Source organism: Parafrankia discariae (assembly GCF_000373365.1).
Taxonomy (GTDB): Bacteria; Actinomycetota; Actinomycetes; order Frankiales; family Frankiaceae; genus Parafrankia; species Parafrankia discariae.
The window spans coordinates 153,628-170,083 of the sequence record NZ_KB891103.1; the positions used below are offsets into that span (position 1 = coordinate 153,628).

The following is a 16,456-nucleotide window of genomic DNA, read 5'->3' on the forward strand; positions in this document are numbered from 1 at the left end:
CGCACCGGCCACCGGTCCTCACTGAACCACCGCGGTCGAGCCCCGCCGAGGCCGGGCCCGGCGAGCCGGCAACCGGACACCTCAACCGGGCGACGAGCACCTCAGCCGGCCGACCGGAACCCCACCGCCGAGCACCACGGGAGCGGACAGGGCGTCGAGCCTGCCGACGTCCGGGCTCGCGGCCGGAGCCGGGCCGGTGCCGGCGCCCGGGACGGCGCCGGGGTCGAGCGCGCCGATCCGGCGCAGCGCGGTGACCAGGACGGGCATCGCCGCGCGCTGGGAACCGTCCTCGATCTTGACCGCCACCGCGTACCCGGTCGCCGTCGCCGCGACGGTCACCCCCTCGGCGCCGTCCTTCGCGATGATCCACGGGACGGCGAGCATCAGCTCCGTGTCCGGTCGCCCGGGACCACCGACGAGCTCCGGGAAGGCCCGCATCGCCACCGCGACGCGCTGCCGGGGTGAACTCGGGCCGGCCGCGGCGAGAGCGATCCCGCGCAGCCCACGGGCGAGGCCGAGCAGGGGGACGCCGAACAGCGGGGCGCCGCAGCCGTCCACCGCGGTGGACTCGATCGTGGCACCGGTGAGCTCCTCGATCGTGGCCCGGATCCGGCGCTGCAGCGGATGCGCCGGGGCGGTGTAGCCCGCCACCGGCCAGCCGGCGGCGACACAGGTGGCGATCATCCCGGCGTGCTTGCCGGAGCAGTTCATCAGCAGCCGTTCGGGCCCGCCGCCGGCGGCCAGGTGCCGCTCGTGGGCGAGCCGCCCGATGGGGAGGTCGGCGGGGCAGGCCAGCGCGTCCTCGCCGCACCCGGCCGCCGCCAGCACGGCCCGCACGGCCGCCAGCTGCTCGGGCTCACCGCTGTGTGAGGAGGACACGATCGCGAGCAGTTCGGGCGGAATGCCACCGCCCGGGCCGAACGCCGCGTCGAGCCCGGCGAGCAGCATCCCGACGGCCTGCAGCGGTTTCACCGTGGACCGCGGGGAGATCACCGCGGTCGGGTCGCCGACGGCCAGCACCACCGCGCCGGTCGGGTCCAGCCCGACGACCGTCCCCCGGATCCGGCTCTCGACCAGAACCGTGTCATCGCCGGTGTCCCGCTCGATCCACGCGACCACGGGCGGGGCGGCGTCTCCTCCGGACTCGCTCACGATCCGGAATCGTTCATGATCGCGAATCCGTCATGCACATCAGGGTAAGCGCGCCCCCCGCCACCGCCCGGGACCCGCACCTGGGCGATCCGCATCAGTTGCTTTTTCCAACTGACTACGCGCACACTGGGACCACCAGTGAGTTTGGTTTTCGAACTCACTCCTGGAAAAGGAGCCTCCGATGCGTGACGCCGTCGTCGTCGAAGCGGTACGGACCCCGATCGGGCGGGGACGCGCCAACGGCAGCCTCGCCCCCGTCCACCCGATCGACCTGCTGGCGCACAGCATCTCCGCGGCCGTCGAGCGGTCGGGCGTCGATCCGGCACTGATCGACGACGTCATCGCCGGCTGTGTCACCCAGAGCGGTGAGCAGGCCGCGAACATCGCCCGGTGGGCGACCCTGGCCGCCGGGCTGCCCGAGTCCGTGCCCGGAACCACCGTCGACCGCCAGTGCGGCTCGTCCCAGCAGGCCGTCCACTTCGCCGCGCAGGGCGTGATCTCCGGTGCCTACGACATGGCCCTGGCCTGCGGGGTCGAGTCGATGGGGCGGGTCCCGATGGGCTCGGCGACGCTCCCCGGAGACAGCCACGGCACCCGGATCAACGCCCGCTACCCGGACGGGCTGATCTCGCAGGGCATCAGCGCCGAACTGATCGGCGCGCGGCGCGGCCTCGGCCGCGCCGAGCTGGACGAGTTCGCCCTCGCCAGCCACCAGCGCGCCGCCGCCGCGGCCCGGGACGGCCTTTTCACCCCGGAGATCGCGCCGGTGAAGGTCACCGGGCCGGACGGGTCGGTCGTCGAGTTCTCCGCCGACGAGGGCATCCGCCCGGCGTCGGACACCCGGGCCCTCGCGGGTCTGCGCCCGGCGTTCTACGACGAGGCCACCGCCGCGCGCTTCCCGGAGATCGGCTGGAACGTGACGGCCGGCAACGCCTCGCAGATCAGCGACGGTTCCGCCGCGCTGCTGATCACCACCTCGGAGCGGGCCCGTGAGCTGGGACTGCGGCCCCTCGCCCGACTGCACAGCTTCGCCGTCGTCGGCGACGACCCGTTCCTCATGCTGCGCGGTGTCATCCCGGCCACCCGCCGGGTGCTGGAGCGCTCCGGGCTGAGCCTGGACGACATCGACCTGTTCGAGGTGAACGAGGCCTTCGCCGCCGTCGTGCTGGACTGGCGCGCCGAGATCGGCGCCCCGGCGGAGAAGGTCAACGCCCGGGGCGGCGCGATCGCGCTCGGCCATCCGCTCGGCGCCAGCGGCGCCCGGATCATGACGACCCTCGTGCACGCGCTGCACCAGACCGGCGGTCGGTTCGGACTGCAGACGATGTGCGAGGCGGGCGGCCTCGCGAACGCCACCATCATCGAGCGCCTCTGACCAGGCGCCTCTGACCAGGCACTTCTGACCAGGCACCGCCGATCGGGCGCGCGGGCGGACCGAGCGCTCCGAACAGGTTGGCGCTGCGGGTGGGCGATCGGCCGGCGCCACGGCCGATCGCCGGCCTATCCTGGGCCGGTGCCCGCTTACGAGTACCGATGCCGTGTCTGCGACGCGTCCTTCGAGGTCCGCCGCGGAATCAACAGTGACACGACCGCACCGGCACCCTGCCCGGCCGGCCACGCCGAGACCTCACGGATCTTCTCCGCGGTCGCGGTGAGCCGCGGCGCGTCCGCCCCCGCGATGGCCGCGGCCCCCGCCCCTGCCGCCGGTGGCGGCGGTTCCTGCTGCGGCGGCGGCTGCTGCGCCTGACACCCCGGCCAAGCCGATGCGTGGCGGGTGAGTGAGTCCCTGGGACTCACTCACCCGCCACGGTTTCGCAGGGGGCGGCGTGCGGGCCACGGGGGCTGCGCGCGGCCCGGCTGCGGGTACCGACGTCGACCTGCCGGTCGCGCTGGCCCCCGGCAGCAGCCGCGCGCTCCGCGTTGAGCCGCCTGGTGATGATCCGCAGCGTCTCGTCGCGTTCCCGCTCGTCGAGGCCGTCCGCCAATGTCGCCAGCAGGTCGGAGGATCCCGGCCCGCACACACCGCCCAAGGTCCCAGCCATGGCAGTCCCCTACCCAGGTCTGCCCGCCGGCACGCCTGGGCACGACGACCTGCGTGCCGCCTCGACTACCTGGGGTGACCGACCGCCCCGCGAACGACCCGACCTGTGGCCGGCGAGCAGTCGCCGGCGGCCGGCTGTCAGCCGCCGGCTGTCAGTCGCCGGCCGGCCGGTCGCGCCGGGCCCGGTTCTCGACGCGACGGGCCGTCCTGCCCCCCGTCCGCGCCAGGCCGCGGGCCGCTCGACCGGCCTCCCGCCGGCCGACGACGGCGGCGCGGCGGGCACCGGCCCGGAGCTCCTCCGTCGGGACCTGCCAGTCGACCCCCGGCCGGCCGAGCACCAGCCCCGTCGCGGCGATGAGCGTCCAGAATCCGAGGACGGCGCCCACCGCGAACAGGTCCAGCGCGCCGACCAGCGCCGAGGCGACGAGTAGCACACCCGCCCCGATCAGCCCGAACGCGACCGGATGCGCACCCACCCACCCGGTGACTCCGTTCCCGCCCCGCACCGCCACGGACCCGGCCGAGGCGGGGCGCCGCGGAACCTTGCCGGCGCCCACCTTGCCGGCGCCCACCGCGGCCGGCCGCGGCCGGCGTGCAGCGGGCGCACGCGCGCCGTCCTCGGCGACGGGGTCGGGGCGCACGCCGATCGGGCTGGGTACCTGCGGGCCGCCGAAGGGCCGGCGCCGCTGACGGGAGCGTCGTTCCAGGACAGGACCATCCATGCCAGCGTCTGTGCCCGTGCTCCGGAGCGTCATGCCTGCCTCGCCCACCGATATGCCCCCTCACCCGCGGCGTTCCTCACCCCGGTTCCCGGTTTACGGCCTCGGCGCGGCACCCCCCGCACCGCGCACCGCCAGCTCACCCACGCGACTCACCCGACGCGGGCTCGACTCGGGCTCAGTACCGGTGCGACTCGACGTGCGCGTCGTCGCGCAGCGCGCGCCAGAGCTGGCCCAGCGAGGTGAACTGGACCCCCTCGGGTGCCGCGCGGACCTCGTCGACCACCCGGTCCGGCGCGTGGTAGTGACGCAGGTGGTCCATCACCTCGTCCCGCTCGGCGGGGAAGACCGCGCGCCCGAGCCACCGGGCCAGCTCCGAACGCTCCTCGACATCGACCGTCGTCATCCCGGGCGGGGCGCTGCCGAGGACGCCGGCGCCGTCCGGGCGGGCCGCGAGCGCGGGAACGTCCTCGCCCGGTGGCTCCGGCGACCTCCACTCGTCGGCTCGGGTGTCCCGGCGGGCGCGGACGAGGCCCTCGACCTCGTGGGCCATCAGCTCGTCGCGCACGGCCCCGTGCTTGGCGCTGCCCCGATCCATCGACATGTGGCGTCCTCTTTCCTCGTGATGCCTCGTCGCGCCGGGCACCGCGCCGGTGGCGGGCGCCCCTTGTGGCATCCGGTGGCATCCGGTGGTGCCGAGCGGCCACCCGCCGCCCGGTACCACCGGTGTGTCAGGGACCTACCCGGCCTCGGCCGGTCCGCGCACTCCGGGCACGGACTTTTCGCCGCCGGACCCCACCTCCGGGTCAGGCCTAGCGCTGTCGACGCCCGGAGAGCAGGTCACGGGCCCGGTCGGCCATGCCCGTCCCGACCCCGAGGAGGACGTTGAACGGCGGCCGGTCGGGAGCCGCCGGGTGCGGGCGGGTCGGCACGACGACCTTCGCGCCCTCGACGAGCTCGGCGAGCCGGCGGCGCTCCGCGGCGGGCATGAGCCGGCGCAGCCGCGGGAACCAGTCCTTCTCCTCCTCACGCACGTGGCCCCGGATCACCCGCATCAGGTCGCGCACCAACGGGTCGAACTCGGCGTCCATCGGCTTGCACCGCTCCAGCCGGTGCATGATCCGCTCGGCCTCGGAGTGCTCGGCGATCTCCCGGTCGATGACCGCCGGGCCGTCCGGGAGGACGAGCCGGGCCCGCGGGTAGACGTACATCTCCTCGGCCTCGGCGTGCCGGACGAGCTCGATGACGATGTTGGTGATCAGGCGCCTGCGCTCGGCCGGCGACGGCGTCCCCTCGTAGTCGCGGAACCACCGCTCGACCCGCGCGTGGTCAGCGGTCAGCACATCGACGACGTCTCGCTCAGGCATGTCATGCCTCTCGGTAGGTGTGTCCCTCAACGGATGCGCGTTGCACCGATGGAGTTCCCCTCCGCGACGGAACTAGCACTCACGGCGACTAAACGGAGGCCGGCACCGCCGGCGCCGGGTCGAGCCGGGCACCCACCTCGTACAGCGCGAACGCCTTCCCGATCACCGGACGGGCCACGTTGCGCACCGGGACCCCGCCGGCCGTCCGCCCCCTCTCCGTCCCCCCGTGGGCGTGCCCGTGCAGCGCCAGCTGGGCGCCGCCGGCGTCCACCGCCTCCGCCAGGTGGTAGCTGCCGAGGAAGGGGAAGATCTCTGGTCGCTCGCCCGCGAGGGTGTCCGGGACGGGCGCGTAATGAGTGAGAGCCACCCGCACGTCGCACTCCAGGCTCTCCAGGGCGGTTCGCAGACCGGCGCTCACCTCCTTGGTGTGCCGGACGAACGCCTTCATCAGCGGCTCGCCGAAGTCGCTGCCGCTGGCACCCGCGAAGCCTCCGCCGAAGCCCTTGACCCCGGCGACGCCGAGGCGGCACCCGCCCGCCCGCGGCCCACCGACCCGCACCAGCGCCGCGGAGCCCTCAAGCACCTCGACACCGGCCTGCCCCAGCACGGCGGCCACCTCGTCGGCACGGTCGCTGTGATGGTCGTGGTTACCGAGGACGGCGATCACCGGGATCTCCGACGCGGCGAGCTCGGCCGCGGCCACCTCGGCCTCGGACACCCGTCCGTGCTGGGTCAGGTCACCGGCGACGAGCAGGACGTCAGCCAGGTCGCCGATCCCGGCCAGGCACGGCGCGAAGGACCCGCGCGAGTCGGTACCCAGGTGGATGTCCCCGACCGCGGCGATCCGGATCACGACACACTCTCCATCGTCGACGGTGAGTCGCGCTTCGACACGACGACGTCGTTGCGGACGGGCCGGCCGGGCACCGCGTCGGCCAGCACCGCGTCGACCGCGCGGCGGCGGCCCTCGGTGGCCACCTCCCCGCGCACGGTGATCCCCTCCGGGCCGACGGCGACGTCCAGGCCGAGCTCGGCGACCCGCGGATCCTCCGCCAGGCGCTCGTGCAGGTCACCGGCCAGGTACTCCGCCGGCTCGTTGACGTCCAGGACGGTGACCGGCTCGCCGCCGCCCACGGCGGGCGGTGGGATCAGCTTCAGCCGGGTGGCGACCAGCAGCGCGGCCTCGGCGAACGGCGACTCGGCGGTGGCCCGGCGGACCTGCTCCCAGTCGACCTGCTCGCGCATCGCGCGGATCATGGGGATCACCCGGCCGAGGTCGCAGTACCGCTCGTCGAGGGCGAGCAGGGTCATCTCGAACCAGTCGGTGGCGTCGAGGACGGGCATCCGGACCGAGTCGACGGACATCTCGCTCGAGCGGGCCAGCATCTGGTCGGTGACCGCCCGACCGACCGGATGGTGGATCAGGTCGACCAGGACGTCGCCGTCGAAGACCTTGGTCAGCCAGTCCTCGGGCGGGTCCACCGGGCGCAGCCCACCCGCGCAGAGGACCTCCACGGCGCGCGGGACGTCCGCCTCGCGGAGCATGAAGTCCACGTCGTGCACGGGCTCCGGCCCGCCGCGGGCCCAGCACGCGTAGCTGCCGCCGAGCGCGAAGGGGATCTCCGCCTCTTTCAACGTCACGGCGACACGTTTGAGACTTTCCCGCAGACCGCGGGGCGCATCATCCATGACCATCGGGGTACCCGCGCCGATCGTCCTGACTCCCCGAAGGCCGCATCCGGTGCCGGGCCCCCCCGCATCGGGCGGCGCTCGGGCGCATCACCGCCAATTCGGACACAACCGCGCGGCAGCACCTCGGTGACAGAGCCGACCCCATGTCGTGTTCACGACACGTACGCACACGGTCTTCCGCCGGCGCCAACTGCACACGGCCGACGCCGTTCCACCGCCTACCGCTTCCACGGAACGCCGGGCGGAACGTCGGGCGGAACATGCGCCCGCGCCCGCGCCCGGACCGTTCTTCACGACCGAGACGAAGAAGTGCGCCTTGTTGTTCCCGCGCGGGACGGGCGTGACCTACGCATCCCTCGGAGCGAGGAGTGTACGCACCATCCGGTAGCCGCCGACGATATTTGCCGACATAGGTCCCGCGGACATATGCACTCCAACAGTCGCCACATGCCGCCGCGCTGCGCCGGAGCGTGCTTTGAAGCCGCTGGTCGAGCACTTCGGCAACGGCCCTGACGGGCTACGCCGAGCTGTCGGCGATGACACTGTCGGGCCAGTGGAAACTGTCCGTCCTGCATAGCTCGGCCCGTGCGGCGGCACAGTCGGCGCCGCCGCCGGGACCTCACGGACACCACGAGAGACACGCGGCGAGGCGCCCGAAGACCAGCCGGCGGATATCTTTCGTCGAGTAGCGATGTTTTGGTGCATGCCGGATGAGTTACCCGTTCCGGGGGGTCGTCCTGACTCGATTCCTCCGGCTTGCCGGCAACGGGCGTACAGATGCGAGATGATGACCAACGCGAAGCCCTGCCGTCGCGCGCTCGAACGTCCCCGCCCACCATCCAGGAATGGAACGAAGCCCTGACCCCGCCCGCACGATCCGAGCATGTGACCATCGAGACCGGTGAGGACGCCGTGAACCAGCGATACCCGGGACCGAGACGGCCGGCCGAGGAGACCGACCCCGGCCGCGCGCGGCCCGTCGCAGACCTGTCGACACACCCCGGACAGCTTGCCCGCCGTCTGCAGCAGGTCACATATCAACTGTGGACCGCCACCGTGTCCACCGAGACAACCCCGCCACAGTTCGTGGTTCTCAACAGCCTGCTCGCCGACCCCGACATCGACCAGCGCACGCTGGGCGAACGGGCGTCGCTGGACCGCTCCACCGTCGCCGACGTGGTCGCGCGACTGGTGCAGCGGGGGCTGATCCGCCGCGTGCGCGACCCCCGTGACGGCCGCCGCAACGTACTGCGGCTCACGCAGCGCGGCGAGTCGACCCACAGCCACGTCGCTGGGCGGGTGGAGCGGATGAACGACCTCCTGCTCTCCCCGCTCTCGGCGGACGAACGCACCGCCCTGCTCTCCATGCTGACGCGGATCGTCGAGTCCGTGCCGGCGATCTCGGCGGCCGAGGGGAACGCCGCCGTCTGACGGCGGGATCGGCCGTAACACCGACAAGATCCGATCAACATCGGATCCAACTACTCAAAGTAGTGAGCCAGACACCCGTCGCCTAGGTTGGAAGGGTCCACCCCTCCGATCAGACCCAGGCGATGGGAACGATGTTCCGCAGACGCTCCGCACGCGGCCCGCGCCGCGGCCCACCGCTCCAGGCGGGCCGTTCCGGGCTGGCGGGAGCCGCGGAACACCACGAGTCACCGCCGGCGGCGGGTCACGACGACCCGCCGTCGGCGCGGCCCGAGGAACCCCGGCCCACGCGGCACAGCCCCCGGCCCACGCGGCACGAATTGCCGCCGACGCGGCCCCTGGTGGTGGCGGTCTGCGTCCTGGCGGTGGCGGCCGTGGGCCTCGGGCTGTTCTCCGACGTCCTGACCCGGCACGTCCTGACCCTCGGTCCCGGCCGGGCCGGCGGCCCACCATCCGTGGGCGCCGCCAAGGGACCACCCGGCCTGGGCGCCACCGCGGACGAGGCGGGACAGCCCCCCTGGGGCACCCCGGCCGGCGAGCAACCGGGACCGGTCTGGCCACCGCGGGCGGGCAGCGCGTCCGGTGCCGGGGACACGACCGAACTCACCCTCACCTTCAGCGGTGATCTGGACCTCGACCCGTCCGGCGCCCGCGCGGCGCTGGCGCCGCTCGGCAGTCTGCTGTCCTCCGCCGACCTCGCGATCTGCCGCGGGCCGACGCCCACCACCCGACCGGAGGCCGTCGCCGAGGCCCTGCGGCGGGTGGGTTTCGACGCTTGCGCCACCGCCTCCAACCGGGCCGCCCGGCTCGGTGGCGCCGGGGTGCGCGGCCTGCTCGACGCCCTCGACGGCGCGGCGATCGACCACAGCGGCACGGCCCGCGACCCGCTGGAGGCCGGCACCCTGTCACTGCTGCCCGTACGCGGCGCGCAGATCTCGCTGCTCTCCTACACCGAGAACTCCGGAACCACCGGAACCACCGGGACCACCCCCGCGGACCCGGGTGCCGCCGGCTGGACGGTGAGCGGACTGGACTCGGCCCGGATCCTGCGGGACGCCGCCCGCGCCCGCGCGGCCGGCGCCGATCTGGTCGTGGTCGCGCTGTCCTGGGCCCCCGACCAGACCGGACCGGACCGGACCGAACCACCGGCGACCGGACCGCCGGGAACACCGCCGGGCGCGTCGGCACCGCCGGGGACGGCGCCGACGCAGCGGCAGCGGGCGACCGCGCGTGAGTTGCTCCACTCACCGCTCGTCGACCTGGTCGTGGGCACCGGCACCGGCACCGTGCGGCCGGTCGAACGCGTCGACGGCAAGTACGTCGCCTACGGGACGGGGTCGATCACCACCCCGGCGGCGGACGCCACCACCGGAGCCGCCGGCGGTGGCGCCGCCGGGCGCGGCCGGGACGGCGCCCTCCTGCACGCCCGGGTACGGCGCACCGCGCTCGGCTGGATGATCGTCGGCCTCACCTACAGCCCGACCTGGACGGGCTCCGACGGAGCCGTCCGCCCGGTCGCGGACGCCCTCGACGACCCGGGCACCACCGGGTCGGCCCGGGCCGAGCTGACGGCGTCCTGGCTGCGCACCGTGGCCGCGCTGACCTCGCTGGGACAGGTGGACGGGGTCCGCCCGGAACGGGTGCCGCGCCAGCTCGGGGCCGGTGCCTGACAGCCGGTGCCGATCGATGTCCGCCGTAGCGTCACCACCGAGGGAGTGAGCGGTTACTTTGTCACCCAAGCTGTCGAATCTGGGCCGGAGTACCGCTACCGTCTGATCTCATCGTCCACCTGACCCACGACGGCGCCGGTTCCACAGGCATCCGAAACCGGGCACCCACAACCGATCACCTACACCCGATGGTCCGAACCGGTCCGGACCGGCCGGTCCCCTCCTGGGAGGCAGTACCCGTGACCTCGCCCGACACCGCGGCGCTCATATTCAGAATCATCGTCGGCCTCACGCTGGTCGCCCACGGCTACAACCACGTCTTCGGGCCCGGCGGGATCCAGGGCACCGCGGGCTGGTTCGCGAGCATGGGCCTGCGGCCCGGCATCGTGCACGCCTGGACGTCCGGTCTGGTGGAGATCGCGGCCGGCTTCGGGCTCGCCTTCGGCTTCCTGAACCCGTTCAGCGCCGGCGCGATCATGGGGACGATGGTGGTCGCCGGGATCACCGCGCACCGCAAGAACGGCTTCTTCATCTTCAAGCCCGGCCAGGGCTACGAGTACGTGCTCATGATCGCCGTCCTGTGCGCGGGAATCGCCATCCTCGGCCCGGGCAAGGCCTCGCTCGACCACGCGATCGGGATCGACGACGACCTCGACGGCTGGGTGGGCGCGATCATCGCCCTCGTGCTCGGGATCGGCGGCTCGGCCGGCCTCCTCGCGACCGCGTGGCGCCCGAACAAGCCGGCGCCCACGACGCCGTCCGCCTGACCCACGACCGCCGGGCGGCCCGCGCGACGGGCCGCGCCGCCGGACGGGCCGCGGATCGCGGCGCTCGGGTCATGGCGGGCACGGCGGGGTAGGCCCACCCGCATGTACCTGTTCGCCGACCGGCGGGAGGCCGGCGCGCTGCTGGCGGACCGGCTCGCCGGCGCCGCCCCGGGCGGGCTCGTCCTGGGCCTGCCCCGGGGCGGTGTCCCGGTCGCCGCCGAGGTCGCCCGCCGGCTCGGCGCCGAACTGGACGCCCTGACCGTGCGCAAGCTCGGCGCGCCCGGCCAGCCCGAGTTCGCCATCGGGGCGATCGCGACCGGCGGGATCCGCATCGTGAACGAGCCCGTGGTGCGCCGGCTCGGGCTGGCCCCCGACGTCATCGACACCATCGCGGACGGCGAGGGGCACGAGCTGGCCCGCCGCGAACGCGCCTACCGCGGTGACCGGCCGCCACCCGCGGCCGCCGGTCGCGAGGTGATAGTCGTCGACGACGGCCTCGCGACCGGCGCGACCATGATCGCGGCCGTGCGCGCGATGCGCTCGGCCGGCGCGGCGCGGGTGACCGCCGCCGTACCGGTCGCCTCGGACCAGGGCGCGCGGGCCCTGCGGCCCGAGGTCGACGCCCTGGTCTGCCTGGCCGTCCCCGACGGCTTCGTGGCCGTCGGGCCGTACTACCGCGACTTCGGCGCCACCACGGACGACGAGGTCCGCGGGTTCCTCTCCCCCGCGTCCCCCGCGTGACGCCCGCCGACGGTGGATGATCCCCGTGCCGACGGCCACCGACGACAGGCGCCCGGTGTCGACCGGCGGGTGCCCGGTGCTAGCCCCCGACGCCGGCGGCGCGGCGACGGCCGGCCCGGGTCCGCCGCGGGTCCGGGCTGCCGGCGTCGGGGAACCGGCGCAGGTACTCCCGCTCCAGTTCCAGCATCCGCTGGGTGTGGGTCTCGAAGGCGTCCTCGCTCCCGGCCAGGAACGTGTCGTGCCTGGTCAGGTGCAGATGCCGGACTTCACGGACGAGGTCGGAGTCGGAGAGCTCGGGCGCGGGAATTCCCTCGGGGCGGTGGCTCATGAAGGACCACTACCCCGTGCGGACGTGTCTCCCACTCCCCGATGCACTTCGCGCTCACGCCGGGGCACCACCGGGCAGCAGATCAGGCCCCGGCACCGGCGGGACGGGGTCGGGCACCGGACCGGGCGGGACGGGATCCGGGTCGGGAGCGGGCGGCACCGGATCCGGACCCGGACCCGGCGGCACCGGATCCGGGCCCGGGCCGGGGGGCACCGGATCGGGAATCGGGCTGGGCGGGACGGGATCGGGCCCCGGGCCGGGCGGCGTCACCGCGACGTCCCCGCTGGCGATCGACTCCACGTTCCTGATCAACATGGCCGGAACCTCCTCGTCGCCGGGTGCCCCGGACCCGCTCGCCGCGCGCCCGACGCCTGGTGATCTCTCTCGTCGCCTACCCGCGTCACCGCGGAGCACACCCCCCACCCGGCTTTCCCCGAACCCGCCCGGTCGCGCCCTGACGTCGGACGGCCACGCCGAGCGGTCACCGACCTCCCGGGCGGGACGCGCCCGGCGGCGCGTGGGCGGCCGTCGCTACGATTCCCGGAATACTTCGGCCATCTCCGGACAACTCATCTTGATCAACAGGTCGGACACCCGACCGGCGGTGAGGGATCACCTCTGTCCGGTGACGTGGTCCGGTGACGTAGGCCTGCGACGTCGACGGGGAGGGTGCCGGTGGTGGAGCCGATCCTCGCGATCGACTACGGCACCTACAGCGCGTCCGCGGCGCTGGTCGTCGACGGCAAGGTGGCCACGGTCCGGGAGCCCGCGAGCGGCGCCGCCGGCTGGCCGGCCTCCGTCTTCGCCGACGGCGAGATTCTGGTGGTCGGCACCCTCGCCGAGCGCCGCAAGCGGATCTGGCCCGCGGCCTACCGCGGTGGGGTCAAACGCGACCTGACCAGGAACACCGCCATCGCCCTGGACGGCCGGGCCCACCAGCCGGCCGCGCTGGTCACCGCGGTTCTGGCGGCGCTGCGCGCCGAGGCCGAGGTCCAGCTCGCCGGGGAGGCGCTGCACCGGGCGGTCGTGACCGTACCGGCCAGCTACGACCCGGCCGGGCCGCTGCGGCGGACGATGATCCGGGCCGCCGAGGAGGCCGGCTTCGTCGACGTCGACCTGCTCGCCGAACCGGTCGCCGCCGCCTGGGCGCCGATGGGCCCCGCCGGCCCGCAGCCCGGCAACCTCGTCCTCGTCTACGACCTCGGCGGCGGGACGTTCGAGGCGTCCCTGATCGTGGTCGGCGAGGACGGCCGGCACGAGCTGCTCGGGCACGCCGGCCTGCACGACTGCGGCGGGCGCGACTTCGACCAGCTGCTGTTCGACGAGATCCTCGGCCACTACGGGCCGGGCCTCGAACCACTGCTCAACCCGACCGGCGTCGGCGAGGTGTTCCAGACCGCCGCCAGCCGGACCCGCCACGAGCTGCTGGACTTCGCCCGCGCGGTGAAGCACCAGCTCACCGACGTCGCCTTCGTCGAGGACGTCTTCAGCCCCGCCGGCCTGCTGGTCAGCCTGGAGCGGGACCGGTTCGACAAGCTCGCCTCACCGACCCTGGCCCGGACGATGGCCTGCTGCCAGCACCTGCTGGAGAGCACCGGCATCAGCCCGGAGCAGCTCGACGGGGTGCTGCCGGTCGGCGGCTCGTCGCGGATGCCGGTGGTCACCGAGATCCTCGCCGGCCGGCTCGGGGTGGGCACCGACTGGCCGCACCAGCACGTGTTCACCGCCCCGGAGCCGGACCAGGCCGTCGTGCTCGGCGCGGCCTCCTGGGCGGCGACGGTCTCGACCCGGCGCACCGTCGCCGCGCGGCCCGACCCGGTGGTACGCCCGGCCCGCTGGGACATTCCCGGCGGGCGGGCCACGATGGTCCGCTGGCTCGTCGAGCCCGGTGCCCGCTTCGACGCCGGGGCGGTGCTCGCCCGGGTCCGGCTGACCGACGGCGCGCTGTTCGACCTGGCCGCCGAGGGTCCGGGCAGCCTCGTCGAGACCCACGCCGAGCCGGGTTCGGTGGTGCGCGACGTCGACTGGCTGGCCACCACGCTGCCGTCCGGCCCGGCGCCGGCCGGTTCGGCCCGCCCCGCCGACCTGCGCGGGTTCGAGCGCAGCAACCGGCCGTCCCGCAACGTCGAGGTCACCACACGGGTGACGCTGACCGGCCACGAACGCGACGTCACCTCGGCCGCGTTCTCCCCCGACGGCCGGCTGCTCGCCACCACCAGCCGGGACGGCGCCCGGCTGTGGGACACCACGACCGGGCGCACCGTCGGCCGGCTGAGCGGACGCAGAATCTCCGCCGTGCACGGCTGCGCGTTCTCCCCGGACGGCGACCTGCTCGCGACCACCGGCAGCGACAAGACCGCCCGGATCTGGGAGATCGCCACCGAGCGGCTGACCCTGACCCTCACCGGCCACAAGGGCCCCGTCTACGGCTGCGCGTTCTCCCCCGACGGCCGGCTGCTCGCCACGGTCAGCACGGACCGGACGGTCAAGCTGTGGGGGGTCTCGACCGGGACCAACATCGCCACACTGACCGGGCACCGCGGCTCGGTGTACGGGTGCGCGTTCTCCCCGGACGGCCGGCTGCTCGTCACCGCGGGCGCCGAGTCGACCCTGCTCTGGGACGTCACCGTCGGCGAGACGATCACCAGTCTGGCCGGGCACACCAACTTCGCGAACGGCTGCTCGTTCTCCCCCGACGGCCTGCTGCTGGCCACGACCAGCAACGACGGCACCCGCCTCACCGACACCCCGACCGGGACGACCACGCTCACCCTGCCCGGCTCGGCGCAGAGCTGCGCGTTCTCCCCGGACGGCGTCCTGCTGGCGACGGCGAGCACCGACGACACCGCCCGGCTGTGGGACGTCGCCACCGGGACGGCGGTGGCGACGCTGACCGGCCACAGCAGCACCGTCATGGCCTGCGCGTTCGCGCCCTACGGCCTGCTACTGGCCACCACCAGCACGGACAAGACCGCCCGCCTGTGGGACATCACCTACACGCCGGACGCGGCGCGCTGACCGGGCCGCGGGCCCGGATCTCACGCATCCGATGACCTGGGGTTTTACTCACGATCATCCGGATATAGCCTCCCCTCGGCGGTTTTGGCCCGAGGTTGTGGAGGAACAGGCGTGTTCGGGTGGCGGAAGGTCGTCAGTAGTGGTCGCGGTGTCGTCGAGCCCCCGACGCGGCTGATCACTCCGGGGCTGCGGGGCTTCAAGCAGTTCCTGATGCGGGGCAACATCGTCGACCTGGCCATCGCGGTGGTCGTCGGCACGGCGTTCACGGCCGTCGTCCAGTCGCTGGTGAAGAACATCTTCACGCCGTTGATCGCCGCGATCGGCGGCGAGCCGGACTTCTCCAGCCTGACGTTCACCATCAACGACAGCAAGTTCAACTACGGAACGTTCCTCAACGATGTGATCACGTTCATCGTGGTCGCCGCGGTGATCTACTTCGTGATCGTCCTGCCGCTCGCCAAGGCGAACGAGATGCGCCGGCGCGGCGAGGAGCCGGAACCCAAGGAGGAGCCGGTGATCAGCGACGAGGCCCGACTGCTCACCGAGATCCGCGACCTGCTCGCGGCGAACGGCCACCCCGCCGCCGTGCCGCTGGTCGCTCAGCCGCCGCAGAACAGCTGACGGAGAGCGGGCAGAAGGCCGACGCCGGGCTGGGCTCCCCGTGGGCCCAGCCCGGCGGCCTCGAACCCGGGGCTCAGCCGCCGGTCACTCGAACTTCGGGCGCACGCGCCGGACGGGCGCCTCAGCCGAGACGCCGGTCAGGCGTCGAAGTCGGGCTGGTCGCTCGGGCACTCCAGGTCGAGATCCGCCGCGACGGTGGTCGGGACGATGCCGCAGCCGACCTCGTAGCTGCCGATCTGGATCAGCTCCCACCCCGAGTCGCCGCGGTGCAGGACGCCCTCGGCCCGGTCGACCTCGTCGGTGACGGGCACGAGCTCGACCCAGGCCCAGCTCTGGTCGCTGCGGGCGAGGACCGTGCCCGTGACCCGGTAGCTCTCCGGCGGGACTGCGGACGTGAGGGCGCTGCTCCGGACCGCGTTCACGATCACCGACGACTCCTGCGCCGAGGGGGCCACGGTGCCGGGCCCGCTGGCGGTCGCGGTGACGACGCCGACCCGCTGCGCGGGCACCGGCGGCGCGGCCGAGGTGGACCCCGACACCGCGAACGCCGTACCGACCGTGACGGCACCCGCGGCCACGACCGTGGCGGCGGTGACAACGGGACGCGCGGCGCGCCGGGACCCGCCGGGGCGGGTCGACCGGCGCGGCGAGGCAGGACTGCGGTGTCGGGCCATGGGGTGCACCTACCCAGTCTGCGCAGATGAACCCACCAAATCGAGCGAGTTACCGGTCAGGCTGCCGACAGACCACATCCCACCCACTGCACGCATAAGATCACGTTGCGGTGCAAGGGATGCCAGTACCACCAGATGCGACATGCCACCCGGTGGACCGGGGCGAGGACACCATCCGGCCCACCCGCTCCCCGACTCGACGGCCCGACTCAGGTGAGGCCACCACCACCCGCGCCGA

The 16,456-nt window shown here is 74.0% G+C and carries 18 protein-coding genes; 8 read left to right on the forward strand and 10 right to left on the reverse strand.

From position 1 onward, the window contains the following. Window positions 1-81: 81 nt before the first annotated feature. Window positions 82-1,152 carry an asparaginase gene (locus B056_RS0102720; RefSeq protein WP_018500367.1) on the reverse strand — a complete coding sequence of 357 codons (1,071 nt, stop codon included), beginning with the start codon at window positions 1,150-1,152 and terminating at the stop codon, window positions 82-84. Window positions 1,153-1,333: 181 nt separating this feature from the next. On the opposite strand from B056_RS0102720, the gene B056_RS0102725 reads away from it, so the two are divergent. Both B056_RS0102725 and B056_RS0102730 read left to right on the forward strand, forming a co-directional pair. Further along, on the forward strand, window positions 1,334-2,527 hold the full coding sequence (locus tag B056_RS0102725; protein ID WP_018500368.1) for a thiolase family protein: 1,194 nt from the start codon (window positions 1,334-1,336) through the stop codon (window positions 2,525-2,527). 138 nt (window positions 2,528-2,665) lie between these two features. Next, window positions 2,666-2,899, forward strand: a complete 234-nt coding sequence (locus B056_RS0102730) for an FmdB family zinc ribbon protein (protein ID WP_018500369.1) — start codon at window positions 2,666-2,668, stop codon at window positions 2,897-2,899. Window positions 2,900-2,945: 46 nt separating this feature from the next. Here the strand turns inward: B056_RS0102730 and B056_RS34830 are convergent, their stop codons facing one another. The 6 genes from B056_RS34830 to B056_RS0102760 form a co-directional block, all read right to left on the reverse strand. Beyond that, entirely contained in the window at window positions 2,946-3,194 is a 249-nt protein-coding gene (locus tag B056_RS34830; RefSeq protein WP_051105511.1) for a hypothetical protein, read from the reverse strand. A 151-nt stretch (window positions 3,195-3,345) separates the two neighbouring features. Then, on the reverse strand, window positions 3,346-3,915 hold the full coding sequence (locus tag B056_RS0102740) for a rhomboid family intramembrane serine protease (protein WP_230202788.1): 570 nt from the start codon (window positions 3,913-3,915) through the stop codon (window positions 3,346-3,348). Between the two features lie 175 nt (window positions 3,916-4,090). Then, complete coding sequence (locus tag B056_RS0102745; RefSeq protein WP_018500372.1) at window positions 4,091-4,516, reverse strand: DUF2795 domain-containing protein; 426 nt, start codon at window positions 4,514-4,516, stop codon at window positions 4,091-4,093. Window positions 4,517-4,724: 208 nt separating this feature from the next. Continuing rightward, on the reverse strand, window positions 4,725-5,279 hold the full coding sequence (locus B056_RS0102750; RefSeq protein ID WP_018500373.1) for a hemerythrin domain-containing protein: 555 nt from the start codon (window positions 5,277-5,279) through the stop codon (window positions 4,725-4,727). An 88-nt stretch (window positions 5,280-5,367) separates the two neighbouring features. Next, window positions 5,368-6,132, reverse strand: a complete 765-nt coding sequence (locus B056_RS0102755; RefSeq protein ID WP_018500374.1) for a metallophosphoesterase family protein — start codon at window positions 6,130-6,132, stop codon at window positions 5,368-5,370. Then, window positions 6,129-6,920, reverse strand: coding sequence for a nucleotidyltransferase family protein (locus B056_RS0102760; RefSeq protein WP_230202789.1), 792 nt, complete (start codon window positions 6,918-6,920; stop codon window positions 6,129-6,131). Before B056_RS0102760 ends, B056_RS0102755 begins: the two co-directional genes overlap by 4 nt. A 936-nt stretch (window positions 6,921-7,856) precedes the next feature. Between B056_RS0102760 and B056_RS34835 the strand changes: the two genes are divergently transcribed. From B056_RS34835 to B056_RS0102780, 4 genes are all read left to right on the forward strand, one after another. Further along, window positions 7,857-8,402 (forward strand): MarR family winged helix-turn-helix transcriptional regulator, encoded by a 546-nt coding sequence (locus B056_RS34835; RefSeq protein WP_018500376.1) that lies wholly within the window; start codon window positions 7,857-7,859, stop codon window positions 8,400-8,402. A 338-nt stretch (window positions 8,403-8,740) separates the two neighbouring features. Further along, on the forward strand, window positions 8,741-10,069 hold the full coding sequence (locus B056_RS0102770; RefSeq protein ID WP_230202791.1) for a CapA family protein: 1,329 nt from the start codon (window positions 8,741-8,743) through the stop codon (window positions 10,067-10,069). Window positions 10,070-10,308: 239 nt separating this feature from the next. Then, window positions 10,309-10,836, forward strand: coding sequence for a DoxX family protein (locus B056_RS0102775; RefSeq protein ID WP_026239254.1), 528 nt, complete (start codon window positions 10,309-10,311; stop codon window positions 10,834-10,836). Window positions 10,837-10,938: 102 nt separating this feature from the next. After that, window positions 10,939-11,577 carry a phosphoribosyltransferase gene (locus B056_RS0102780; RefSeq protein ID WP_018500379.1) on the forward strand — a complete coding sequence of 213 codons (639 nt, stop codon included), beginning with the start codon at window positions 10,939-10,941 and terminating at the stop codon, window positions 11,575-11,577. Between the two features lie 79 nt (window positions 11,578-11,656). On the opposite strand, the gene B056_RS0102785 is transcribed toward B056_RS0102780, so the two are convergent. Both B056_RS0102785 and B056_RS0102790 read right to left on the reverse strand, forming a co-directional pair. Next, window positions 11,657-11,905, reverse strand: coding sequence for a DUF6158 family protein (locus B056_RS0102785; protein WP_018500380.1), 249 nt, complete (start codon window positions 11,903-11,905; stop codon window positions 11,657-11,659). 54 nt (window positions 11,906-11,959) lie between these two features. Next, a complete protein-coding gene (locus B056_RS0102790; protein ID WP_051105512.1) occupies window positions 11,960-12,220 on the reverse strand; it encodes a hypothetical protein in 261 nt (86 codons plus the stop codon). A 360-nt stretch (window positions 12,221-12,580) separates the two neighbouring features. On the opposite strand from B056_RS0102790, the gene B056_RS0102795 reads away from it, so the two are divergent. Then, on the forward strand, window positions 12,581-14,923 hold the full coding sequence (locus B056_RS0102795) for an Hsp70 family protein (RefSeq protein ID WP_026239255.1): 2,343 nt from the start codon (window positions 12,581-12,583) through the stop codon (window positions 14,921-14,923). Window positions 14,924-15,034: 111 nt separating this feature from the next. Beyond that, entirely contained in the window at window positions 15,035-15,544 is a 510-nt protein-coding gene (mscL, locus tag B056_RS34840) for a large conductance mechanosensitive channel protein MscL (protein WP_018500383.1), read from the forward strand. 137 nt (window positions 15,545-15,681) lie between these two features. Here mscL and B056_RS0102805 read toward each other — a convergent pair whose 3' ends face one another. After that, complete coding sequence (locus tag B056_RS0102805; protein WP_026239256.1) at window positions 15,682-16,218, reverse strand: hypothetical protein; 537 nt, start codon at window positions 16,216-16,218, stop codon at window positions 15,682-15,684. Between the last annotated feature and the right edge of the window lie 238 nt (window positions 16,219-16,456).